21 protein-coding genes are annotated in these 24,994 nt (G+C 38.4%); 12 read left to right on the plus strand and 9 right to left on the minus strand.

What is annotated here, in order from left to right; all coding sequences use genetic code 11:
- Positions 1-33 precede the first annotated feature (33 nt).
- Both H5160_RS03950 and H5160_RS03955 read right to left on the minus strand, forming a co-directional pair.
- Positions 34-1,887, minus strand: a complete 1,854-nt coding sequence (locus tag H5160_RS03950; RefSeq protein WP_182716667.1) for a cytochrome c/FTR1 family iron permease — start codon at positions 1,885-1,887, stop codon at positions 34-36.
- A gap of 283 nt (positions 1,888-2,170) precedes the next feature.
- Positions 2,171-3,454: a sodium:proton antiporter gene (locus H5160_RS03955; protein WP_024597348.1), complete on the minus strand. Its 1,284-nt coding sequence runs from the start codon at positions 3,452-3,454 to the stop codon at positions 2,171-2,173.
- 331 nt (positions 3,455-3,785) lie between these two features.
- Between H5160_RS03955 and H5160_RS03960 the strand changes: the two genes are divergently transcribed.
- The 3 genes from H5160_RS03960 (at position 3,786) to H5160_RS03970 (ending at position 6,811) form a co-directional block, all read left to right on the plus strand.
- Positions 3,786-5,702 carry an ATP-dependent DNA helicase gene (locus tag H5160_RS03960; protein WP_182736821.1) on the plus strand — a complete coding sequence of 639 codons (1,917 nt, stop codon included), beginning with the start codon at positions 3,786-3,788 and terminating at the stop codon, positions 5,700-5,702.
- A 9-nt stretch (positions 5,703-5,711) separates the two neighbouring features.
- Positions 5,712-6,413, plus strand: coding sequence for a tRNA (adenosine(37)-N6)-threonylcarbamoyltransferase complex dimerization subunit type 1 TsaB (tsaB, locus tag H5160_RS03965; protein ID WP_024595264.1), 702 nt, complete (start codon positions 5,712-5,714; stop codon positions 6,411-6,413).
- Positions 6,414-6,481: 68 nt separating this feature from the next.
- Positions 6,482-6,811, plus strand: a complete 330-nt coding sequence (locus tag H5160_RS03970; RefSeq protein WP_007580633.1) for a hypothetical protein — start codon at positions 6,482-6,484, stop codon at positions 6,809-6,811.
- Between the two features lie 95 nt (positions 6,812-6,906).
- Here the strand turns inward: H5160_RS03970 and H5160_RS03975 are convergent, their stop codons facing one another.
- Positions 6,907-8,196 (minus strand): alkaline phosphatase, encoded by a 1,290-nt coding sequence (locus H5160_RS03975; protein WP_182692913.1) that lies wholly within the window; start codon positions 8,194-8,196, stop codon positions 6,907-6,909.
- Positions 8,197-8,610: 414 nt separating this feature from the next.
- On the opposite strand from H5160_RS03975, the gene H5160_RS03980 reads away from it, so the two are divergent.
- The 3 genes from H5160_RS03980 (at position 8,611) to rnd (ending at position 12,412) form a co-directional block, all read left to right on the plus strand.
- Positions 8,611-9,462 (plus strand): alpha/beta hydrolase, encoded by an 852-nt coding sequence (locus H5160_RS03980; RefSeq protein ID WP_024598149.1) that lies wholly within the window; start codon positions 8,611-8,613, stop codon positions 9,460-9,462.
- 115 nt (positions 9,463-9,577) lie between these two features.
- A complete protein-coding gene (gene fadD / locus H5160_RS03985) occupies positions 9,578-11,230 on the plus strand; it encodes a long-chain-fatty-acid--CoA ligase FadD (protein WP_182716649.1) in 1,653 nt (550 codons plus the stop codon).
- 51 nt (positions 11,231-11,281) lie between these two features.
- Positions 11,282-12,412: a ribonuclease D gene (gene rnd / locus H5160_RS03990; RefSeq protein ID WP_182716650.1), complete on the plus strand. Its 1,131-nt coding sequence runs from the start codon at positions 11,282-11,284 to the stop codon at positions 12,410-12,412.
- 324 nt (positions 12,413-12,736) lie between these two features.
- On the opposite strand, the gene minE is transcribed toward rnd, so the two are convergent.
- From minE to minC, 3 genes are read right to left on the minus strand one after another with little or no spacing between them, the layout of a single operon-like run.
- Positions 12,737-13,000 (minus strand): cell division topological specificity factor MinE, encoded by a 264-nt coding sequence (gene minE / locus H5160_RS03995; protein ID WP_004334706.1) that lies wholly within the window; start codon positions 12,998-13,000, stop codon positions 12,737-12,739.
- Between the two features lies 1 nt (position 13,001).
- Positions 13,002-13,811, minus strand: coding sequence for a septum site-determining protein MinD (minD, locus tag H5160_RS04000; RefSeq protein WP_004334708.1), 810 nt, complete (start codon positions 13,809-13,811; stop codon positions 13,002-13,004).
- Between the two features lie 5 nt (positions 13,812-13,816).
- Positions 13,817-14,521 carry a septum site-determining protein MinC gene (gene minC / locus H5160_RS04005; protein WP_024596847.1) on the minus strand — a complete coding sequence of 235 codons (705 nt, stop codon included), beginning with the start codon at positions 14,519-14,521 and terminating at the stop codon, positions 13,817-13,819.
- 155 nt (positions 14,522-14,676) lie between these two features.
- On the opposite strand from minC, the gene H5160_RS04010 reads away from it, so the two are divergent.
- Both H5160_RS04010 and H5160_RS04015 read left to right on the plus strand, forming a co-directional pair.
- Entirely contained in the window at positions 14,677-14,964 is a 288-nt protein-coding gene (locus H5160_RS04010; RefSeq protein WP_182716651.1) for a YcgL domain-containing protein, read from the plus strand.
- Positions 14,957-15,973, plus strand: a complete 1,017-nt coding sequence (locus H5160_RS04015) for a lytic transglycosylase domain-containing protein (protein ID WP_004334714.1) — start codon at positions 14,957-14,959, stop codon at positions 15,971-15,973. Before H5160_RS04010 ends, H5160_RS04015 begins: the two co-directional genes overlap by 8 nt.
- 40 nt (positions 15,974-16,013) lie before the next feature.
- Here H5160_RS04015 and H5160_RS04020 read toward each other — a convergent pair whose 3' ends face one another.
- Positions 16,014-16,559, minus strand: a complete 546-nt coding sequence (locus H5160_RS04020) for a GbsR/MarR family transcriptional regulator (RefSeq protein ID WP_024596846.1) — start codon at positions 16,557-16,559, stop codon at positions 16,014-16,016.
- Positions 16,560-16,764: 205 nt separating this feature from the next.
- Here H5160_RS04020 and adhP point away from each other — a divergent pair, with 205 nt between their 5' ends.
- The gene (adhP, locus tag H5160_RS04025) at positions 16,765-17,775 is read left to right on the plus strand and encodes an alcohol dehydrogenase AdhP (RefSeq protein WP_024596845.1); all 1,011 of its coding nucleotides are present in this window, start codon (positions 16,765-16,767) and stop codon (positions 17,773-17,775) included.
- 138 nt (positions 17,776-17,913) lie between these two features.
- Here adhP and H5160_RS04030 read toward each other — a convergent pair whose 3' ends face one another.
- Positions 17,914-20,334, minus strand: a complete 2,421-nt coding sequence (locus H5160_RS04030) for a TonB-dependent siderophore receptor (protein WP_182736822.1) — start codon at positions 20,332-20,334, stop codon at positions 17,914-17,916.
- A 218-nt stretch (positions 20,335-20,552) separates the two neighbouring features.
- A complete protein-coding gene (locus tag H5160_RS04035) occupies positions 20,553-21,830 on the minus strand; it encodes an amidohydrolase family protein (RefSeq protein ID WP_182736824.1) in 1,278 nt (425 codons plus the stop codon).
- 154 nt (positions 21,831-21,984) lie between these two features.
- Here H5160_RS04035 and H5160_RS04040 point away from each other — a divergent pair, with 154 nt between their 5' ends.
- The 3 genes from H5160_RS04040 (at position 21,985) to H5160_RS04050 (ending at position 24,948) form a co-directional block, all read left to right on the plus strand.
- Positions 21,985-23,826: a DUF885 family protein gene (locus H5160_RS04040; RefSeq protein ID WP_182736826.1), complete on the plus strand. Its 1,842-nt coding sequence runs from the start codon at positions 21,985-21,987 to the stop codon at positions 23,824-23,826.
- 97 nt (positions 23,827-23,923) lie between these two features.
- Positions 23,924-24,436, plus strand: coding sequence for a YcgN family cysteine cluster protein (locus tag H5160_RS04045; protein WP_182736828.1), 513 nt, complete (start codon positions 23,924-23,926; stop codon positions 24,434-24,436).
- Complete coding sequence (locus H5160_RS04050) at positions 24,436-24,948, plus strand: RNA methyltransferase (RefSeq protein WP_024595017.1); 513 nt, start codon at positions 24,436-24,438, stop codon at positions 24,946-24,948. Before H5160_RS04045 ends, H5160_RS04050 begins: the two co-directional genes overlap by 1 nt.
- Positions 24,949-24,994: the final 46 nt, after the last annotated feature.

The following is a 24,994-nucleotide window of genomic DNA, read 5'->3' on the forward strand; positions in this document are numbered from 1 at the left end:
AATTAGCTTAAACTCTTAAGCAGATAGGCATTACTATTGGTTTTTGCTTTTAAATATATAAAAGCTAAATATAGCGAACACACATACCTGAGCTACAATACCTTGCCATGTTGACTTAATACCAAGCCATGCTATTTCAAAGCTCATTGGTAGCGACGCAATACCTATTATATCGGCCTCTTGTAATGCAATAACGGCTTTGCCCATAAGCACAAACGAGAGTGCAAATAATAGGTAAGTGGTAATTGCAAAAAACTTAGCAACCGGTAATTTAATTGAGTACTTAATTAATACCCACGTAATAATAGCCAGTATTGCTACAGCTATCGCGAAACCCGATGCAATAGATGAATATTGAGCAGGCGAGCTTTGCGTTAATAAAGACTGATAAAACAATACGGTTTCGAATACTTCTCGGTACACGGCAATAAAAGAAAGCCCCGCTAATCCCCAAAGTGTTCCCGACTCAAGACGCTTATCTATATTGTCTTTTATATATTTTTGCCATTGTTGCGCACTTGTTTTACTGTGCATCCATACGCCAACATACAGTAAGATTACAGCGGCAAACAATGCACCAGCACCTTCCATAACTTCGCGACTTGCACCACTTATTTCTATTAATGTTTGCGCAGCAGCCCATGTTAAGCCACCGGCAATAAGTGCGGTTACCCAGCCAACATGTACGTATTTAAGCGCATCTTGACGTTTCGTTTTAATAAGCACAGTCATAAGGGCAATAATAACTAAGAGTGCCTCTAAGCCTTCTCGCAGTAATATTATTAAACTCGCTGAAAGTAGAGCGCCATCAGTTAGCTTGGTTTCGTTTAGCATGCTATCTGCTTTAGCGAGTTGTGTTAGTGCGGCATTTACTTTTTCGGCAACGACGGCTGTATCTTTTTCGTTTTTGAATGTTTGGCGTAGGTTCATCAGTTGTACTTCGATGTTTTTACGCAGTGTTTCGTCGTAGGCATTTAAGTTGTTTTCAACAAGCTCAAAGCCATCTAAGTATGCGCTAATTGCTAAATCACTTGCTTGTGAGTAATTGCCTTTAGCATGCGCAGCTTGCGCTGCAAGTAACTGCGTGCGAGTAACTGTTATCGGATTTTTGTTAGCGCTAAATAATTGCTCTGGATTACCACGAAGCCATTTAACGTAATGTGCTTGTGCCTCACTTTGACCTGCCGATAATTGTGCAGGGTTTAGGTTTACAATCTGCGAAGCGGTAATGTTTTGTTCTACATTTTGTGGTTTTTGAACATCTTTAAATGCCAAGCTACCTACATAAAAAGCTAAAGACCATCGTTGTTGTTCATTAAATTGGGTAAAAGCAACCATAGGTGTGTCGTCAATGCCGTTACTTACAGCGTCAAATAACCCCATTAATGAGCGGTTTGTTGCGCGCTCTTCGTCGGTAAAGTTGGTAGGCTCTGGCGATAAATTTTTTGCAAGCGGACCGTCGCCTTGACCACTAGGGCCGTGACACATTGAGCAGTTAGTAGCAAAAAGCGCTTTAGTTTGCTCAACCGGAAGCAGCGATGTAGGTAACGATAGTTGTGGCATAAATGTAAGCAGCGACTCACGAAGCGCTGAGCTTGCTGCACGTACATCGGCAACACTCGCTTTATTGGCAATCGCTGTATGCAGTGTTTTAGCTTGTGCCTTTACTGTATCAAACTCATTGGTTTGGCTTGATAGCTGTCCAGCTTGCTCAATAATAACGTGCGAAAATTCAGTCATTTCTTGATATTCGTCGGGGTCTAGTATTTCACCATTTCCAACAGCTGCCACGTAATCTACACCTACATACTCTGCAAGCTGTGCAATTTGTTTTATTTTTGTTTGCTCATTAGGTGAGGCCGACACATTAAAGCTTGCCATAGCCATTATAAAAAGCACAATAAAACAATGAAGTTGTCGTTTGCCCAGAGATACCAAATTTAAAAACACGTGAGAATTATTTTTGGACATTGAAAAGCCCTACAGATGAAAAGCCAAAATTATAATTGTTTTCATTTGCATTTCAAGCGGATTAATTTAAACAAAGAAGATAAATAAAAAGGATAACAATTTATAGAACTTTAAAGTGTTTTTGTAACACGTGAGTAACAGTAACCAAGTGATTTATATAATAACTTGGTTACTGAGTTGATTGCTCACAAAGCATTTATTACTTTGCTTGCTCAGCTGATTTAATACTGCTTTGAATAAGCGGTGAAATAGTTAAGCCTTGTACAATAATAGAAAATATAACCACAACGTAGGTAACAATCACGATTAGGTTATGTAGGTCAGAGCCACCTACAAAAACTTGCTCGCGTGGAATTGCTGCCGCCATTGCCAGTGCAAGACCACCGCGTAGCCCACCCCAGGTTAAAATTTTAACACTGTGTTTATCGTAACTTCTAAAGCGTTTAAAGATGACAAAGGGTGCGCCTACGCTAATAAAGCGTGCTAGTAATACTGCAGGTACCATTAGTAAGCCTAAGCCAATTTCACCAAGCGTGATTGGCATCGTCACTATTAGCATACCTATTATTAAAAACAGTAGGGCATTTAAAAAGCTATCGGTTGCATGCCAAAAATCTTTTACGTAACGAGTGTCTTCAGGCCCCGTGCGCTCAGTTGCTTTAGTACGAGTAATGTTACCCATTAATATGCCGCTTGTTACCATGGCAAGTGCGCCTGATATTTCCCAAATATTTGCAGCAGCAAAACCTGCGGTAGGAATAGTTAAGGTTATCAATAAGCGAATGTTTACATCGCGGCTGTTAATAATTAAAAAGTGGCCAACCAAAGCGATAACCAAACCAAACGCAATGCCGCCTAGGGCGTCTACAAAAAAGAGTTCTGCTATATCGCCAAATTGTGCATCGGTGCCATAAAAAGCAACCGAAAAAATGGTCGTAAATATTACTAAACCAATACCGTCGTTAAATAGTGACTCACCTTCTACTTGAACTGAGATTCCTTCTGGCGCTCGCATTTGTTTAATAATTGCAAGTACGGCAATAGGGTCGGTTGGGCTAATAAGCGCGCCAAATAATAAACAGTATATAAACGGTACATCAAAGCCAAATAAGGCAAATAGATAAAAACTCAAATAACCGACTATAAAAGTGGAAGCAATAGTAGAAAATAGCACTAGTGCGGTTATTTCCCAGCGCTGTTTTCGAAGCGCCATAAGGTTAATTTCCAATGCGCCAGCATAAAGTAAAAATCCGAGCATACCTTTGAGTAATAACTCGTTAAAGTTAATACTGGAAACAATTTGGGTCATGGCTAACGCATTTTGATCGCCTAATAATTTAACGGCAATAATCAATAATAAAGAAATAACAACTGAGCCTGTAGTAATGGCAATTGTAGTTTGCATTTTGAGGATATATTGGTTTGCAAAAGCAATAAAAATTGCAATGGCAGAGAGAAAACAAATGAGATACCAAGCATTCATTGGCTAACCTTACTATTTTTTTAACGACACACGAAAAAGAGGATTATAAACCCGCGTATGGTACTCCTGTAATATTTCAGAGTCACAGTTTTTATGCCTAAATATAGCTTTTAATACGGATTATTTTTAGTAAGAGTTAATAGAAAATTAGGCTTTGTAAATATTGTCATTATTAAATTAAATGTACGTTATAAATACACAGTGTATTGTAATATCGAATGATTAATCTCACTATTAAAGTGCGTATTAATTCGTAAAGTAAAAGTGGGTTTTGTAATTACTTGCCCTTAATGCTTTGCTTACGTAAAATCCCGCTATTATTTATTGTAAAGTGATTGGTATTATCAAACAGCTGTTTAGTGCAACCGGGCCTTTAGCGTTATCTTTAGATGGGTATACGCCTCGCCAACCACAAATTGATATGGCAGTAGCTGTTGCGGATGCATTAAAAAAAAGTTCGCAATTAGTTGTTGAAGCAGGCACGGGTACGGGTAAAACATTTGCATATTTAGCCCCTGCACTTAAGTCAAAAGGGCGCACGATAATATCAACAGGTTCTAAAGCTCTACAAGAGCAGCTTTATCACAGAGATTTACCGCAACTAGTTAAAGCTTTAAGTGCTTCAAAAAAAACCGCCTTATTAAAAGGGCGCGCCAATTACCTATGCACCTACCGACTTAATCAACATGTTGCACATGTACCTACTGACGACTCCGACGTAATGCATCAACTAGCTATGGTAGCTAAGTTTGCAAGCGAAACACAATCGGGCGATTTGGCCGATTGTATAGGTATAGAAGATGATGCCAAAGTACTGCCTTATGTAAATTCAACAGCCGATAATTGTTTAGGTAAAGAGTGTCCAGATTTTCAAAGCTGTTATATACGCAAAGCACGTTTAACTGCGGCCGATGCCGATGTGGTTGTAATTAATCACCATTTGTTTTTTGCTGATATGGCTGTAAAAGAAAGTGGCTTTGCTGAACTTATGCCAAAAGCCGACGCATATATATTTGATGAAGCCCATCAGTTAAGCGAAATTGCCAGCGATTACTTTGGTGAAAGTGTTAGCACTAAAAAGTTGGTAGATTTAATTAATGATTTACGTGCTATTTATAGAGCTGAAATTCCCGATATGCTGCAACTTGGTAAAAGCTTAAACAAGCTTGAGACAAGCGTTGCTGATTTACGTTTACAATTTGGTGTTGATGGCAGCCGTGGCGATTGGCGAGAAAAACTAAGCGATAAACAAATTTGCTCGGCGCTCCATCGTGTGATCAGTGATTTAGATTTTGTTTATCAAGTACTCAAGCTTTGCCTAGATAGAAGCGACAAAATTGAGCATCCATTTGAACGTGCACTTGCGTTTAAAGGGCAGTTAGAGCGGGTTTTTGATACAGCCCAAACCGGCTTTAGTTATTGGTATGAAACAACGCGCCGTTATTTAACAATTAATATAACGCCATTGAATGTATCAGCTAAGTTTGCTCAAATGATGCAAGACACGGGCGCAGGATTTGTATTCACTTCTGCAACACTTTCGGTTGATAACAAACTAGAGCATTTTAATGCAAGCCTAGGTTTAAAGCCAAAACAAAGCATGATGGTAGATAGCCCATTTGACTACCCTAATCAGGCGCTGCTGTGTTTACCTCGCTACTTACCCGAATCGCATGCTGATAATATGCCACATGCAATTGTAAAACTAACGCTTGAGCTTATAAAATCAGCACAAGGGCGTTGTTTTGTGTTATTTACTAGCTATCGAATGATGCACTTAGTGGCCGAAGGGCTAACTACACAAATAGACTACCCAGTTTATATGCAAGGGCAAATGTCTAAGCGTATAATTTTAGAGAAATTTACTCGCCATGGTAATGCGGTATTACTCGGCACGGCTTCTTTTTGGGAAGGTGTCGATGTACGCGGCAGTACATTAAGTTGTGTTATTATAGACAAATTGCCATTTGCAGCCCCTGACGATCCATTGCTACAAGCTAAAATGCAAGATTGCCAAATGCAGGGAAAAGACCCTTTTTCACACATACAATTACCGCAGGCTGTAATTGCGCTAAAGCAAGGTGTAGGGCGTTTAATTCGAGATAGTAAAGACAAAGGCGTACTTGTAATATGTGATAATCGCTTAGTTACACGCCAATATGGCCAAGTATTTTTAAAAAGCTTACCACCGATGCGCCGCACGCGAAGCTTAGAAGATGCCAATACATTTTTAAAACAAATTAATTAGAGTACTAAAATGATCAAAAGTAATATCCTTGCCCTTGATGCTTCAACTGAAGCACTTTCAATTGTTTTACATTACCAGGGCCAAACGTTTCATCATTTTGAAGAGTGTCCGCAGCAGCACAGCCAAAAAATACTTCCACTTGTGGATGAACTTTTAACTAAAGCAAACTGTAAATTAAAAGACTTAGACGTAATTGGTTTTGGCCAGGGGCCAGGTAGTTTCACCGGTGTACGTATTAGTGTTGCTATAGCGCAAGGCTTAGCGTATTCAACTAATTTGCCGCTTGTTGGTGTGTCTACACTGGCTACTATGGCTCAACAAACGTTTGAACAAAAAGGCAGCCTGAGTGTTTATCCAAGTATAGATGCGCGTATGGGGGAGATATACTTTGCACATTACCAAGCGCAAAATAATCTAATGCTTTTAGTTAACCAAGAATGCGTTATAAAACCTGATTTACTAAATAATGACTATATAGCGACCACTGAGCCATCTGTAGCTGTGGGCACGGGCTTTAAAACCTATCCTGATGCGCTAAATGACTTTGAAAACGTGACAATTAATACTGATATTACATTGCCTGATGCGCGTTATATGTTAGCGCATGTTGAAGCCGCGTTTTTAGCGGGTGACGTTGTAAAAGCGAGTGACGCTCAACCTAAATATGTGCGAGATACGGTAACGTGGAAAAAGCTACCAGGGCGTGACTAATCATATTATTTGCAAATTGGTTGTTTTTAAATCATAATTTTATACAATATTAAGGTTGGAGACGCGTAATGACGCTGCCTATTGGTTCAGGTTTTTTTACCGGGGATATTCCGGGTAGGGTTAGCCCTACTAAAGTTGTTACTAATAAACCACAGAGTTTATTAGACCAGCCGGCTGCTCAAAAAACGAATACCGATTATGTAAAAAGCAGTGTCGAGGGCGTCGAACTAGCTAATCAACTGTTTAAAAGCAGTGCTAAAAGCAATGAATACAGCCAAACAATTTACGACCAACCGACAGCTCAAGTAAGTAAAGCGATTTCTACTTATACTGAATTTGCTAATTTAGAACGTAGAGCCGAAGTACAAAATTTAATAGGTGTTGATATATACGCTTAAAGCTTAATTGAGCGCTTTAGATAAATACAGCGATAAAATTCAATAAAAAGCCCGAACATGTGTTCGGGCTTTTTGTGTTCAAAACGAGGTGAAATTTACTGCTCAATAAAGCCAATCAGCTTATCTGCTATATCAGTATTATTTTGTGAACCAATAAATTGCTCACTGCCCTTACCATAGGCAAATACCTGCACGTCTACAGCGGTATGTCCGCCTGTTGTCCAGCCAGTAAAGCTTGCATCGCTAATAATACTCTTAACAGCTAAATTAAGCGCTTTTTCACCCATTTTTTTAGCTTGCTCAAGTTTTATTTGGTTTTCAGTTGTAAATTCAATATTGGTGTTAGCAGTCCATACTGGTTTTAAGTCTTTAGACTCCATAAGTTTGTCTGTTAACTTACTAGCCGTTGCCTTAACACCTTTAATTACGTCTGTTTCCCATTTAAATTGGCCGTGCGAACCAATAGTTAAGCCGCCCGTTGAGTGATCGGCTGTAACTACAAGTATAGTGTCTTTATTTTTATCAACGTACGCTTTTGCTTTTTCGATTGATTTAGCAAAGTCGTCCATTTCAGCCATCGCACAGGCTATATCGTTAGAGTGACCACACCAATCAATTTGGCTGCCCTCAATCATCACAAAAAAGCCTTCTTCATTCTGGTTATCTAGTAAACCAAGCGCTTTAGATGTTAACTGAGTAAGGCGAGTTGGGTTCATATCAAGGGCAAATGGCAAGCCTTTGCTTGCATACAAACCTATGGCAGGTATTTGTGTAATTTGTCCCAGATTATTAATATCGTCACCGTATTGGTAACCTGCCGCTTTAAATTCTTCAACTAAATTACGGTCGTCACGAATAAAATATTTAGTACCGCCACCTAGCATTAAATCAACAGGTAATTTACCAGCAATCTTATTATCAATATAATCGTTGGCAATATCATCGTAGTTGTAACGAGATTCATTGTGAGCTGTAAAGCTAGCAGGTGTTGCATGGTTTATTTGTGAAGTTGCTACAAGCGCTGTTGTCATACCGCGCTCTTTTGCCATTTCAAGCATGGTTTTAACTGGCTTTTTATCTGTATCTACAGCGACTGCACCATTATAACTTTTATGGCCGCTACTAAGCGCTGTAGCACCCGCAGCGCTGTCTGTTACATAAGTATGGTCATCAGGGTAGGTGTGAGCCATGCCTTTTAAAATAGTGTCAAAAACCGTGCCTTCTACTTCTTTTGTTGCAGGGTCATCTTTAAAATAGCGATAAGCCGTGGTGTAAGCCGGACCCATGCCGTCACCAATCATATAAATTACATTTTTAGGTGCTGATTCTGCGTAAGCACCAGAAGCGGTGCATAAAAGTGCCAATAAGCTGATCTGTTTTTTCATGGTTGTACCTTATGAGTGTACCTTATTTAATAGCCGCTGATATTGTATACAGATAGGATGATAAATAAATGAATATCTGAGATATTTATAATTTATACTTTGATTTTATATACATAAAATTATAGTTAACGCTGTTAGTTCTATTTATTTAAATTATACTAGTTATAAGTTAAGTATATACAATGCCGCCATTTTTAAATTGTTCAAAATACATACAGAGTAAGCTTATTAAAAACGGTTAGTTTGTTGTTTTTAGTTTAAGTTATTAATAATGTTATGTTTAATTATTATGCTTTGCTTCTTTTTTCATCACGAAGATAATTAAATCGTGAATTTGGCACCATTTTCTAAGTTAGTGGTCTGACAACTTGTATGCTATAAATAATGATGCTCTAAATTAATAAAGGACTTACCGTGCAGCCATTTAATATTGAAACCAATAATTTAAATATCCATGGCTTAAAAGTAGGTTCAGGGAACGAAATAGTAATAGCATTGCATGGGTGGTTAGACAACTGCCATAGCTTTATGCCAATGTTAAACAACGTTAACCCAAAGCATACGTGGTACTGTATTGACTTTGTCGGGCACGGTTTATCATCTTGGCGAAGTGATGATGCACACTATTATTTTGTTGATTATATTGATGATGTGTACCAACTTATAAATGCCCTTGGTGTTAAAAAAGTACATTTAGTTGGGCATTCGATGGGAGCCATGGTTGCAGGACTTTTTGCTAGCTGCTTTAGCGATTATGTAGAGTCTGTTACCTTTATTGAGGGGATTGGGTGTGTTACAACCCCTAGTGAAGGTGTGTGTGAACAGTTACAAAGTGCAGTACTAAATAGAGCGCGTTTAAAAAATAAAAAGTCGAGAATTTATAAGTCGAAAGAACTTATTTATGAAGCTCGTGCTCAAACAACCGATTTGAATAGCGAGCTTATTAAGCTCTTAATGCAACGAAATATTAAACAGGTTTCAGATGGTTTTGCGCTAACAACAGATCCAAAGCTCAAAAATCACTCAGGTTTTAGGTTTGATGAAGCGCAATGTATTGGTGCAATAAAAGATTTAATTGCACCATGTCAATTAATTTTAGGTAACGAAGGTTATTCGTTTGTAAAACAAAATTTGGCAAAGTATATTAGTTATTACAATAGCTTGAAGGTCATTAATGTAGATGGTGGGCACCACTGTCATATGCAAAGTAGTGAACACTGTTTTGAGCATATTCAAGACTTTATGCTGCAAAATGGTGCATGTTAATTGTAAGTTTACGTAAAATGTGGGATTATTCCTCCATTAGAGTATTTGCTCAATTGTTAAAGCGCCTTACTTAGATTAAGGTTAATAAAAATATAATTATAAACAGGGGCTAAGAGTGGAAAAAATCTGGCTTAAGCGCTACCCAGAGGGTATGCCTGAAACAATCGATCCTGAGCATTACAACTCGTTACTCGAAGTGTTCGAAAAAAGTTTTACTGACTACACCGATTTACCTGCATTTACTAATATGGGTAAAACGCTGTCTTATAGCGAAATAGATACAGCAACAAAAAAAGTTGCTTCCTACATTCAAAATGATTTAGGTCTTAAAAAAGGCGACAAAGTTGCCGTAATGATGCCTAACTTACTACAAACACCAGTAACCATTTTAGGTATTTTACGTGCAGGTTGTGTGGTTGTAAATGTTAACCCACTTTACACTGTGCGTGAATTAGAGCATCAGCTAAAGGATTCTGACACTACCGCTATTTTCATTTTAGCAAACTTTGCTGACACACTTGAAAAGTCGCTTGCACACACTGATGTTAAACACATTGTAGTAACGCAAGTAGGCGACATGGTTGGTGGGCTTAAAAAGCACATAGTTAACTTTGTTGTGAAGCACATTAAAAAAATGGTGCCAAAGTACAACTTACCAAACACAATTAACTTTTCAGACGTTTTAGCTGCAGACGAAACTAAATATACACGTCCTGAAATGAGCTTGTCAGATCTTGCTTTTTTACAGTACACCGGTGGTACAACAGGTGTATCAAAAGGGGCAATGCTGAGCCATGGCAATATGGTTGGTAACCTTGAGCAAGTTTCAGGCTGTTTAGACAAAGTGTTAAATCGTGGTACAGAAGTTGTTGTTACCGCTTTACCGCTTTATCATATATTTGCTTTAACAGCTAACTGCCTGACGTTTATGAAGTACGGTGGTTTAAATATATTAATCACAAATCCACGAGATATGCCTGGGTTCGTTAAAGAGCTGGGTCAGCATAAATTCACTGCTATTACTGGTGTTAATACGTTATTTAACGGTTTATTAAACACACCAGGTTTTGCTGAGCTTGATTTCAGTCATTTAAAAATGTCACTTGGTGGCGGTATGGCCGTGCAACGTCCTGTTGCTGAAAAATGGCAAAAAGTGACTGGCTCAAAATTAATGGAAGGCTATGGCCTTACAGAATGTTCTCCTTTAGTAACTATTAGTCCTTATGATTTAGAAGCATATAATGGCTCTATTGGTTTGCCTGCGCCTAATACTGAGATTAAGCTAATACTTGATAACGGTGAAGAAGCCGCTAAAGGTGAACCAGGTGAAATGTGTGTGAAAGGCCCGCAGGTTATGGTGGGCTATTACAAGCGACCAGATGCAACAGCTGAATGTTTAAAAGATGGCTGGTTTGCAACAGGTGATATTGCAACTTATGACGATGAAGGTTTCTTCTTTATTGTAGATCGCAAAAAAGACATGATCATTGTATCTGGCTTTAATGTTTTCCCTAATGAGATAGAAGAGGTAGTGGCTATGCACGAAGGTGTGCTTGAAGTTGCTGCCATTGGTATTCCTCACGATGTAAGTGGCGAACAAGTTAAAGTTTTTGTTGTTAAAAAAGACCCTTCTTTAACTGAAAAAGATATAATAAGTCACTGTCGTGATAATTTAACTAATTACAAGGTCCCAAAACTGGTAGAGTTTAGGGATGAGTTACCTAAAACTAACGTAGGTAAAATACTCCGAAGAGCCTTGAAAGATTAGCAACCTATAAAAAAGCCGACACATGTCGGCTTTTTTATTGTAGGAGATTAAGTGCAATACCAATTGATCGAAACCCAAAATCAACTGAACACTTTTGTTGAACAAATAAAAAATAAGCCTATTTTAGCTATTGATACTGAGTTTATGCGTCGTCGCACTTTGTATCCAGAAGTTGCACTTATCCAAGTTTTTGATGGTGAGCATTTAGCGCTTATCGATCCGTTAGCTGAGCTCTCATTATTCGATTTTTGGGAAATACTAAAAGATCCTAGTGTTTTAAAAGTACTGCATTCTCCTTCAGAAGATATTGAGGTTTTTCAAAAATACGCAGGCTTTGTTCCATCCCCACTTTTTGATACACAATTTGCGTTGCAGTTACTTGGGGAAGGTAACTGTATGGGCTTTGCCCTTATGGTAAAAGAGTTGCAAGGTATTGAAATAGATAAAAGTGAGTCACGCACTAACTGGCTGCAACGTCCGTTAACTAAAAAACAGTTAGATTATGCTGCTGCAGATACTTTTTACTTATTGCCGTGTTTCGAGCTGATTATAGAGCGTATTAATGCCGCTGGGTTCTTTGACATTGTAATAAACGAGAGTGAGCTGATAGCTAAAAAACGTGCGTTTCAAACACCAGACGATCTTTTATATAAAGATATTAAAAATGCATGGCAACTCAAACCGCACGAACTCGCGGTTTTAAAAGAACTTGCTGTATGGCGTAGAAACAAAGCCATTAAGAAGAATTTAGCGCTAAATTTTGTGTTAAAAGAACATAACATGACTGAAATTGCCAAACGTGGTCCTTCAAGTTTAAATGCTCTACGTCAAATCCCAGGAGTTGAAGCTATTGAAGTTAATCGCTCTGGTGTAGATATAATCAAGTGTATTGAAGTTGCCAAAGCGGTACCAGATGCAGAGCATCCTGATGTACTTAAGCGCTTAATTGATTTTCCTACCTATAAAAAAGTAGCCAAAGATATTAAACAAAAGATCACTAAAGTCGCTAAAGAGCACAATATACCAGAAGACGTTATGGCCTCTAAAAAGCAAATTAATCAATTGATTAGTTGGAATTGGAAGTTAACGTCAAAACAAAAAGAAAGCCATATTAAGCCTGATTTATTAAGCTCTTGGCGATATACCTACGTTAAAGACGCTTTAAAAGAGTGGGATACTTAAGACTAGATATTTTTTTTACTGTGTAATACTTATATCAATCCGCAATAATACTTAATCATTTTGCGGCGCTAAACGTGTCGTTACCTGTGTTAAAAAAATCTCATTTAGAACAACTAAATAGTGATTTTTTTGCCTAGCTATCAACACGTTTTTCCATCCTCAAAATAGATCACTTAATTAAACGAATTGGTATTATCTATAATTTTTGTGTTACATAGTAGAAAAGTTTTAGTTGCATGCAAGGGATTAAAACGTAGATATTTAGAAAGTTATTAAAAAGTAAATGAAAATAAAAAGGGCGCTTATAAAGCGCCCTTTCTTCAATTACTTCTTTTCTTCATCAGGTAGTGTAACGTTTAGCTCAAGTACGGCTAAATCGTCTTCGTTTTGATCAAACTGAACCTGAACTGCATCGGTACTTACGTTCACGTATTTACGGATCACATCTAAAATATCTTGTTTTAATTGTGGTAAGTAATCCGGCGTTCCTCGCTGAGAACGCTCGTGCGCGACAATGATCTGCAATCGCTCTTTTGCTAGTGACGCACTGTTTTTCTTTTCTGAGCGGAAGTAGTCAAGTAAAGACACGTTAACCTCCAAAAATCCGTTTAAATAAGCCTTTTTTCTCAACGTCTAAGAAGCGAAAATCGACGGTTTCACCTAGTAAGCGGTTAATTGCATCAGAATAAGCTTGGCCTGCATCAGATTCTGTATCCAATATAACAGGTTGGCCTGAGTTTGAAGCACTTAATACCGCTTGCGATTCAGGAATAACCCCTAATAATGGGATTGACAGAATATCTTGCACATCTTCTACCGATAGCATTTCACCTTTTTCAACACGACCAGGGTTATAGCGTGTTAATAGTAAGTGTTCTTTAATATTTTCTAGGCCTTCTTCAGCACGTTTTGATTTGCTGTGTAAAATACCTAAAATACGATCTGAATCTCGAACTGACGACACCTCTGGGTTTGTTGTAACAATTGCTTCATCAGCAAAGTACATCGCCATCATAGCGCCAGCTTCAATACCTGCTGGTGAATCACATACTATGTAATCAAAGTCTTCTTTTAGTTCATTTAGTACGCGTTCAACACCTTCACGTGTTAAAGCATCTTTATCACGAGTTTGTGAAGCAGGTAGTAAAAATAATTTATCTACACGTTTATCTTTAATAAGCGCTTGGTTAAGGTTTGCCTCACCATTAATTACATTTACAAAGTCATAAACAACGCGGCGTTCACAACCCATAATTAAATCTAAGTTACGTAAACCAATATCAAAGTCGATAATAACTGTTTTATAGCCTTTTAACGCTAAGCCTGTGCCAATTGCAGCACTTGATGTTGTTTTACCAACACCGCCTTTACCTGAGGTAACGACAATTACTTTTGCCATGAGATTTATCCTTTAACCAAAGCTGAAATTTCTAATGATTCGTCTTTTTGTTGTATTTGCACTGCATTTCCCCAATGTTCACCTTGTAGCGAATCACTGATCCAGTAATTACCATCTATTGAAACCAGCTCGGCTTCAAGTTTTTGGCAAAAAATGTGTGCTTCTTTAAAACCTTTTGCGCCTGCAATAGCGCGACCGCGTAGGGTGCCATAAATATGCACATTCCCATCGGCAATGACTTCCGCACCATGACTAACTGCGCCAAGTACTATCAAATCTCTATCTTTTGCATAAACTTGTTGTCCAGAGCGAACTGTACCGCTGATAATTTGCGCTGGTAAATGCACCGTTTTTTCTACAATCGATGTATTGGGCTCTTGTTTAACAGGTTCGCTCTTAACGTCTTGTGAATAATTTAAAACAGATAAGCCAGCAGCCTTTGCTTGAGTATGTTGCTCATCTGAGCCATTACACACACCAACTGCATTAAAACTCATTCGCTCGATTAATGATTTTAAGTGAACAAAATCAAGTGAACTGTTTTTAATTTCAATTAAATTAACGACAATAGGCGCACCCTCAAAAAACTTAGGGGCCTGGGCTATTTTTACATACAGTTGTTCTGCTAAAAGGTTTATATCAGTACTATAAAGATGCAAAACTGATAACGTAAAAAGATTCCCTTTTAACTCAAAAATTTGGTCCGACATACACGCTCAATTGATTTGTCTGATTAGAAATTAATTTTAGATAAACGTAGGCTGAATAGGGCCTTTATTGAAATTTCTAATCTAATTTTTCTAACTTATTATTACTCTCATGTTATAGTGTGCGGCATTGTTAAGCAAGAATTTATAGGGCCATAATGCTCACTGCAGTATATAAAAGTAAGAAAAAAGCGGATACGTTCTTATTTGTTGAAAAAAGAGATGATTTTAGCAAAGTTCCGGAACCTTTGATGGCTACGTTTGGTCAACCTGTTTATGTGATGATCATCAATTTAGCAAAACGTGAGCATTTAGGTGGGGCAGATTTAGAAACTGTAAAAGCAGCGTTATCAAATCCTGATAAAGGCTACTACTTACAAATTCCACCACCTGAGCAAAATTTGCTAAGCCAATTACGAAAAGACAATGGAGTTGATAGTGATTAAAAAACTTATCGTTATATTATGTGGTGTATGTTTAAGCTCACCTGTTATGGCAAAAACTCAGGCTGAATTTCAAGATTATTTAGCGAATTTAAAGCAAGAAGCTATCGCAAAAGGTTACGAAGCCAAACTTATTGACGATGCGTTTGCAACAGCAACGTATAAAGAAAAAGTTGTTTCGGCTGACAAAAACCAGCCAGAAGTAAAAGAAACCCTTGAAACGTATTTACCAAAACGTGTACCACAATGGAAAATTGACCGCGCACGTAAGCTTTACGCAGAAAACAAAGAGGTACTTGAAAAAGTAGCGAAAGAGTTTGGCGTACAAGCACGCTTTATAGTCGCGCTTTGGGGGCTTGAAAGTAACTTTGGTACAATTCAAGGCGGTCATAACGTTATTTCATCATTAGTGACACTTGCTTTTGATGGGCGCCGAGAAGCACTTTATAAGCGCCAACTTTGGGCTGCACTGGATATTTTAAAGTCGGGCCACATAACGCTTGATAAATTTAAAGGCTCTTGGGCAGGCGCAATGGGGCAAACGCAATTTATGCCTACCTCTTTTAATGCTTACGCGGTTGATTACAACAACGATGGTCGTAAAGATATTTGGACTACAAAAGAAGATGCTTTTGCCTCAATTGCTAATTATCTAAAGCAAGAAGGCTGGAACGACTCTCTTACGTGGGGTCGCCAAGTTCAGTTACCTGAAAACTTTGATAGTAAATACGTTTTAGTGCGTGGTACCAAAACTCGCAAGCAGTGGTTAGAATATTGGAACGACTCAGAGCGCTCATTAGCTGATTGGCAAGCACTGGGTGTTCGTAAAGCTGATGGTTCTGATTTACCTAATGTAGACGTACGTGCTGCGCTGGTTATGCCTGATGATATAAATGGCCGTATGTACTTAGCGTACGATAACTACAAAGTGTTTATGCATTGGAATCGCTCGTATTACTTTGCTACTAGTGTAGGTTACTTGTCGGACAGAATTGGTTATCCAAAAATCTAATTTTTAAAATATACCTATAAATAAAGCCGCAATTGCGGCTTTATTCTTTTTTGAATATCTTTTCTTTTAGGTCAATAACTTTACCAATTCCAGAACCTAGCTTCATTAGCTTATTAAGTTGCTCTGGCGTTAAACGCTGTAGTTCTGATGACCATTTAGTGACGGTTTCAAGTAGGTTGTGAATCTCACCCATTTGTTTTTGTGCGTAAAGTTCATCGTCGTTACTGGCTTCGTCTAATAAGTTATCGCGTAGTAGTGTTAAGGTGGGCTCAATTTCACGTTTTTTACGTTCTTCAAATACGCGATTTGCCATATCCCAAATATCGCCAGCAGGGGCGTAGTACTCTTTACGATCGCCAGGAATATGCTGTACTTTAATTAACTGCCACGATTGCAGCTCTTTAATGCCCATACTTACATTACCGCGAGAAATACTAAGCGCATCTGCAATCTCATTAGCTGTCATTGGGTTTTTAGTAATAATCAGCAAACCACACATTTGTCCGATCGTACGATTGAATCCCCATCGGCTGCCCATCTCACCACAATGCATTACAAAGGCAAAATTCTTTTCGGATAAACTCATAGCTTAGTAACTTTCAGTAATTTCAGAAAGTAAATGCTAGCACGCTCATTATGGATAGCAAGTTCTTAGCAGGCTTATAAGTTAATTTAAATGACTAAAATATGATTTAGATTAATATTTATACATCTATATTAGGATATGTTGTACACAACAATACATAAATAAATCCTTATCTTTAATTTTCTTCACATACGATGGAATGACTATGAAAGCTGCAATTAATACTCAATACAAAGGTAAATTAGAAATAACAGACTTACCAATTCCTGAGGTGGGAATAAATGATGTTTTAGTAAAAATAGCGGCCTGTGGCGTTTGCCATACCGATTTACATGCCTGTCATGGGGATTGGCCAGTAAAACCAAAAATGCCATTAGTACCAGGGCACGAAGGTGTCGGTGTTATCGAAAAAGTCGGAAGCAACATTAAGCACTTAGAAGTTGGCGATAGAGTCGGTATTCCTTGGCTCTATAGTGCATGTGGGCACTGTGAGTTTTGCCTAGATGGTAAAGAAACACTGTGTTTATCGCAGCACAATACTGGCTATTCTATTGACGGTAGTTATGCAGAATATTGTTTAGCGCATGGCGACTACGTTGTAAAAATACCAGAAGAACTCGGTTTTTCTGAGGCTGCTCCATTATTTTGTGCAGGTGTTACAACCTATAAAGCATTAAAAGTATCCGGTGCTAAACCAGGGCAGTGGGTTGCTATTGTTGGTGTGGGCGGGCTTGGTCATTTAGCAGTACAGTACGCTAAAGCAATGGGTTTTAATGTAATAGCTGTTGATACAGGTAAAGAAAAACTCGCGCTTGCTAAAGAGCTAGGCGCAGATATCACCCTCGATTTTAAAGAGGTGGTTCCAAGCGAAGCTATTTTTGAACAAGTCGGTGGCGCGCATGGTGTTGTGTGTACTGCGGTGTCTAAAGCGGGGTTTGAACAAGCCTATAAAAGTGTACGCCGTGGCGGTAAATGCGTATTAGTGGGATTACCTCCAGAGGATATGCCACTTCCTATTTTTGATACTGTGCTTAATGGCATTTCAGTAGTGGGCTCTATTGTTGGTACACGTAAAGATTTGCAAGAATGCTTGGAATTTGCAGCGCAAGGTAAAGTAAAAGCGATTATTGAAGAAAAACGCTTAGAGGACATTAACGAAATTTTTGATGATATGCTCAAAGGTGAAATTAACGGTCGCATAGTGGTTACTATTTAATTTAGATTAAGCGTTTATAAAACACAAAAAAGCACGGCTTCTAAATTAGAAAACCGTGCTTTTTAAGTATTTAACTAACCTGAGCGCTGAAAATAGCTGCTTGAGATAGATTTATTATCCAGAGTTCAGGTTAACCAATTAAAGTGTGTAACTAAAACTTAGTTTTGCATTACGCTCTTCGCCTGGCATACCACCTAAAAACATCGCTTTTGAGTAATACTTTTTGTTGAACAAGTTATTTAAGTTTAACTGCATATGCCATTTATCAGTTGTATACGATACAGCTGTATCGTAAGTCGTGTAACTTGGTACATAACCATCAGGAATCGAAAACGAACTTGAATTAGTACTTCTGTTATCTACAAATGTAATACCACCACTTATATTTACAGCTTCAGGTAAATTAAACATATCTGCGTAGTAGGTTACCCACGTACTTGCTGTTACGTAAGGCACACCTTTTTGGCGTGTGTCGTAACTGCTGCTATTAGGATTACTTTTGTCACGTGCATCTTGATAAATACCGTTTACGTTTACTTTCCATTTATCGTTCAAGTAAGCATTTAAATCAAGCTCAACACCTTTTGTTTGCTCTTTACCATCATAATAGCTTTCAGGTACATCTGAGCCTGATGTTAATGCGTCATAAAGCGGGTTTGCGTATTCTAAATTAGTACGAGAGCTTTCAAATATAACAACAGATGCGAGTAGTTGGTCATCAAATGCTTTAAATCTAAAGCCTAGGTCGTTACTTATAGACTCTGAATCTTCACGGTCAGCTTCGTTTCCTGCCACAGAGCCTAATACACTATACGCTGTTCGCCCTTTTGAATGATTTACAAATACAGATAAATCTTCAGATGGCTGATACGTTGCACCAAGGTTATACGTTAAGCCAGAATCTGATGTACTCGCTTCAGGTGTTGGCTCTGCACGGCTAGAACTGTAGCGCTCATCAACACCAAAGTGCTCATAAGTTTGCTCAATTCGGTTATATGCCACACCAATACGCGTTGTAAGTTCTTCAGTTATGTAACCAACATGTTGAATGCCTAAGCCCCATGCTTGTACTTTTTTATTGTAGTCACTTGTTTTAAGCGGATCGTAATCTTCAAAGTTACCGGTTGGCCAATTTGGTTCTCTTATATCGTAAATATACGGCAAAGAACCTTGGTACGTTATATCACCATCATTGTTTGTGAGTACGTAATCTTGATCCCATATTGAGAATTGTTTAAAACGAATATCTCTATCTTCGTAGTTGGCGTTAACTAGTAATTCGTTATCTACGTCGCCTAACATAAAGTCATAACGTAAATCTAAGAAGTACTGCCATGATTTTTCATCTGCTTCTACTTGGCGGTATTCTTGGCGGCGTGCTGCATACGGGTAAAGTACACCGTCTTCAACTAATGGAGCACGAGGGTCGTTATTAATTATTCCATCGCGTGTTGAATAGACGTAGTTATATGCACCTGTTTGGCGCGCAAAACTTGATGTGTAGTTACGGTACTGTAGCTGCTGGTTTAAAAACAAATCGTCAGTAATGTAATAGTTATGCGTTAATTTAAAACGCAACTCTTCACCTTCGTTAGCATCAGCCATTGGTGAAATAATACCATTTGTGCCAAAGCTATAAGGTGTTAAGCCATCAGATGCAGATAATGAATTAGCAAGTTGGTCGCGTTGTGCATCACTTAACTGTACGCCGCTTCCTGTCGGATCGTTTACTAAATCGGCACCAGTTACTTCACCCGCGCTTAAGCCGTTTGCAGTTTCTGCACTGTAAATACGAATAGGATGACCAATAGAATCAACCGCTATTTCATCTTTTATATAGGCTGCAGAAAGCATGATGTTTTGTCTGTTATTAAGCACGTATTTAAGTGAGGTATAAATTTCGTCGCGATCTTCTTTTAAATCGCGAAATCCGTCACTTGACGCTGTTTTAGCCATAACACGATAAGCTAAATCATCTGTTATAGCGTTAGTGCTATCAAACGATAATGAATAGCTATCCCACTGGCCAAGCTCAGCCGATACTTTGTGTTTTTCTTCAAACTCTGGCTTTTTTTCAATTAGGTTAATTACGCCACCTGCGCTACCAATGCCATATAAACCTGTTGCAGGGCCTTTTAAAACCTCAACAGATTCAACATTTGTAAGTGAACGAGTTGGGTTAAATGTATTACCAAGGCCTGCACCACCATACATACCATCGTAGGTGTAGTTTGCATCTAAACCACGAATTACTAAGTTATCACCAATACCGTAATTATTACCTGCTTGTGTTAAGCCACTTACGTTTCTAACTAAATCTTGTAAGCTATCTACACCTTGAGATTCAATCAGTTCTCGGTCAATAATTACTACCGGTGCAGGAGTTTCCATTAAAGACATGTCTGATTTAGTAGCAAGACCAGAGCTCATCACCACGCGGTTTTGCTTTTCGTATACGCTGATGCGTTCAATATCAGCATCAACTTGTGTATTTTGGGCAAATGCCATATTTGCATTTAAACAAGCAAGAGTAATAAGAGAGTACTTAAACGTTTTCATAGAGTGATAACTATTCGCGTTATTGAATTTGCGCGAATGATAATGGTTATTGTTTTTAAAGTGAATAGAAAGTTCATTTTATTTGATTAAATAAAACCGTTCGGATAATTAATAGACAAAAGCGAGTCTAATAGGGGGGCGGTGACCCTTTTATGGCATATTCAATATAGGTGAGAGTTTTATTAAGGCTGAGTAAACTCAGCCTTAATAGTGTGTATTTACAAATGGTTTTTATAAACAACTCCTGCTTTCATTACAAAAGGTACTGCCTCTAAGGTTTTAATACTTTTAAGAGGATTTGCTTTAACCGCAATTATATCAGCTGCAAATCCGGTTTTAATTTGTCCTAACTGAGTATCCATTTTTAATAACTTAGCGCTATTAATAGTTGATGCTTGAATGGCTTGTAGTTCTGTCATGCCAAATTCAACCATGCGACTAAACTGTTTTGCATTATCTCCGTGCGGGTAAATTGCTGCATCGGTACCAAAGACCATTTTAACACCCGCTTTTACAGCGCGGCTAAAGCTATCACGTTGCCTTTTAGAAACTTGGCGCTCTTTATTTAGGTTTTCTTCGTCTACGCCGTTTTGCTCGCCATAAGTGAGTGTGTATTCGGTGTTATAAATATCCATAGAAAGCCAAGTTCCATGCTCTTTGGCAAGCGCTATCGCTTCGTCATCTAAAAAGCTGGCATGCTCTACGCTATCAACACCTGCTTTAATGGCTGTTTTTATACCGCTTGTACCGTGTGCGTGAGCAGCTACTGGTAAATCTCGCATATGGGCTTCATCAACAATGGCTTTCATTTCTTCAAAAGAATACTGCTGTGCACCTACTTTAGTCCCTTTTGAAAATACTCCACCTGTGGCGCAAAACTTAATAGCATTTGCCCCGTATTTAATATTTTCGCGTACTTTTATACGCGCAGCCCATGGACCGTCTGCGACGCCACTTGAAGTATATTTAAGCTCAGGAGGTAGGCGGTTGTTATCACAGTGCCCGCCAGTAATGCCGAGTGATGGGCCTGCAGCCCAAATACGAGGGCCAACTATGTCACCCGCATTTATGCCGTCACGCACGGCTATGACGCTGTAACCTTCTGCGCCAACATTACGTACTGTTGTAAATCCAGCTTCTAAGGTTTTTTTAGCAAAATGAGCCGCTTTAATCGCCATTCTAGGAACTGACTGGCCTAAACGTTCACTGCGCGGCACCGTAGGGTCACTCGTTAAATGCACATGCATATCCATTAAACCAGGCATAAGGGTCAAATCAGGGAGTTGGATATGTTTATCATCTTTAGTTAGCGTTGGTTTTTTATTTTGTTCAACATTAGTGATCACGCCATCATCTATAGTAATTAAGGGCGATTTAATGAGCTTGCCATCTTTAACATCAATCATGGCTTTAGCCGATAGGTATGTAACTGCATGGCTATTAAAAGTGGTTAAGCAAAGTAAGGCAATAGAGGTGCTGAGTAGTTGTTTTTTCATTTTATTTTTCTTTTAAATCATATTTGAATTAATAGAAATGTAACAAGTTCAGATAAAAGTGCAAATTTAATACGATGAATGCAATCTATCGTAATTTCTTTATTAAGCACGGTTTAATGAGCATAATTAAAAAACGATATTAAAAAGGATTATCATGAAATCAAATAAATTAGCATTAGTTGCCAGTGGCGTTATGTTTGCTTTAAGTGGCTGTATGAATACTGAGCTTAGTACACAGACTAATACCAGTACACAGTTAAACACAGTTAACGCATCAGCAGGTATTGTTTCAGAGCTTTCGGCAGAGCAACAACTCGATGTACTTGTTGCACAGTATTACGATGAATCGCTCACATATAGCCCCATCAGTGCAACGTACAATGGTCGTAATGAGTTTAACGATCAATTCACGCCTGTGATTTCAAAAGAAAATAGAGCAAAAAAAGCCGCTTTTTATAAAAAATATCAACAGCGATTAAACTTTATAGATAAAGCACAGTTAACAGGGCAATCGCTTTTAAGTTTTGAAATATTAGAGCGTGACCTTGCACTTAAATTAGAAGGCATGCAGTTCCCTGATTATTTACTACCAATAAATCAAATGGCGGGTGCGCATAACACCTTTGCAAGTTTTGGTTCAGGTCAAAGTGCTCAGCCGTTTAATACCGTTGAAGATTACACGGCTTTTATCTCGCGCAGCGAAGGTTTTGTAAAGTGGCTTGCCAGTGTAGAGCGTTCAATGGCGCAAGGCATTAAACTAGGTATTACGTTACCAAAACCACTTGCTGAAAAATTACAGCCACAATTTGCAGCTCATGTAGTTAAAAATGCCGAAGACTCATTATTTTGGAGACCAGTTAAAAAATTACCAGAATCGTTTAGCGAACAACAAAAGCAAAAAATTACAGCGCAGTATCGTCAATTGATTATGCAGCACTTAGTACCGGCTTATAAAAGTATGAGTGACTTTTTAGCTAATCAATATATTCCTAATAGTCGAGAAAGCGTAGGTTACAGTGACTTACCAAACGGTAAAGCATGGTACGAATACCAAATTAAGAAAAACACGACGCTTAGCTTATCTGCAGACGAAATTCATGACATTGGTTTAAGTGAAGTGTCGCGCATTTTAAGCGAAATGAAAAAAGTAAAAGAAACCGTAGGCTTTAAAGGTGAGCTATCTGAATTTTTTGATCATTTACGTGATTCAGATGAATTTTACTACGACACGCCCGAGGAGTTAATTGCGGCATATGAAAACGTTAAGAAAAAAATAGACGCGCGTTTGCCTCTACTTTTTAACATAGCACCCAAAGCACCTTACGTTGTAAAAGCAGTTGAAGCCTACAGAGCGCAGTCGGCAGCAGGTGCATCCTATGCATCTCCGGCGCCTGATGGCTCTCGCCCTGGTATTTTTTATATCAATGCTTATAACTTAAAAGCGCAGCCTAAATTTTTACTCGAAACTTTATCGATTCACGAAGCAGCCCCAGGTCATCACTTTCAAATAGCACTTCAGCAAGAAATAGAGGGCTTACCTGATTTTCGTAAATTTGGTGGCTATACCGTGTTCGCAGAAGGTTGGGCGCTTTACGCAGAAAGCTTAGGCAAAGAGCTAGGCTTATTTACCGACCCTTATATGTGGTATGGACGTTTATCGGATGAGCAATTACGCGCAATGCGTTTAGTGCTTGATACTGGTTTTCATGCAAAAGGGTGGACGCGTCAACAAGGTATAGATTACATGCTTGCAAATTCATCTATGGCTAAAAGTGATGTAATTGCTGAAGTAGAGCGATATATTGCATGGCCAGGACAAGCGCTTTCTTACAAGTTAGGGCAATTTAAAATTCAAGAATTACGTGATTTTTCTAAAAAAGAACTCGGTGATAAATTTGATATTAAAGCGTTTCACACGCAAATATTAATTGATGGCGCATTACCAATGCCAATCCTTGAGGAAAAAATTAAGCGTTGGGTTAAATCTCAAAGCTAATTTGTAGCGCAAAGCCAGTACTTTGAAAGGGTATTGGCTTTGCGCCATTTACAGCAATACGGTAGAATGCGCGCTCTTTAGGGGGCACGAGTAAACTATGTTTGATCAACAATTAGCAAATACACAATTTTGGCTTAAAAAAAGCTTAAGCGACATGAGTCAAAACGAATGGGAAGCCATTTGTGATGGATGCGGAAAATGTTGTTTAAATACGTTTATTGATAGCGAAGATGAAGACGAATTTACCGCCACCGATCAGTTACGCGAAGGTGAGCAATTAATATTTACTAATATTGTATGTCAGTATCTCGATAACAACACCTGTGGTTGTAGCGAATATGAAAACCGCCAAACGCTTGTTCCTTCTTGTGTAAAACTCACAAAAGAAAACCTTAAAGACATCTTTTTTATGCCACAAAGCTGCAGTTACCGTCGTTTACATGAAGGTCGTGGTTTGGCTTCTTGGCATCCGTTATTAAATAATGGTGATAAAACAAAGATGAATGAGCTAGGTATTTCTGTAAAAGACAAAACAGTAAAAGATTGCGATGTAAAGCTCGACGACTTTGATTTGTACATTGCAGAATGGCCAACAAAGGACGTAGATTAATGAGTAAACAACAAGCCGTAATTGGTTTAATCAATCCTAAAAGCCCGACTAATGTTGGTGGTGTATTGCGAGCAGCTGGCTGTTATGACGCTAAACAAGTTTTTTTTACAGGCAATCGCTACTTAAATGCCAAAAAATTCCATACAGATACAAAAAATGTAGTGGAGCGTATTCCTTTAACCGAAACAGATAATTTAGAAGCAATAAAGCCACAAGGCGCAACGGTTGTGGTTATTGAGCTTATTGAAGGTGCAACACCTTTACCTGAGTTTAAACATCCTGAAAATGCATTTTATGTATTTGGTCCCGAAGATGGCTCTGTATCAAAAGACGTCTTAAAGTGGTGCGATGAGGTTGTTTATATTCCAACTATTGGCTGCATGAACTTAGCGGCAACCTGTAATGTAGTTTTGTATGATCGCTTAGCTAAATTAGGCGGCGTTGAGAGTAGTGACGATACTATTATTAGCTCTCGTGATACAAACAATAAAATGAGGTGGCAAAAAAGCTGATTAGTTAAGGTTTATTTGTGCAAAAGTGTTAGTAGTAGCTAAACTT

The organism is Pseudoalteromonas sp. SG43-4 (genome assembly GCF_014164325.1).
Taxonomy (GTDB): domain Bacteria; phylum Pseudomonadota; class Gammaproteobacteria; order Enterobacterales; family Alteromonadaceae; genus Pseudoalteromonas; species Pseudoalteromonas distincta.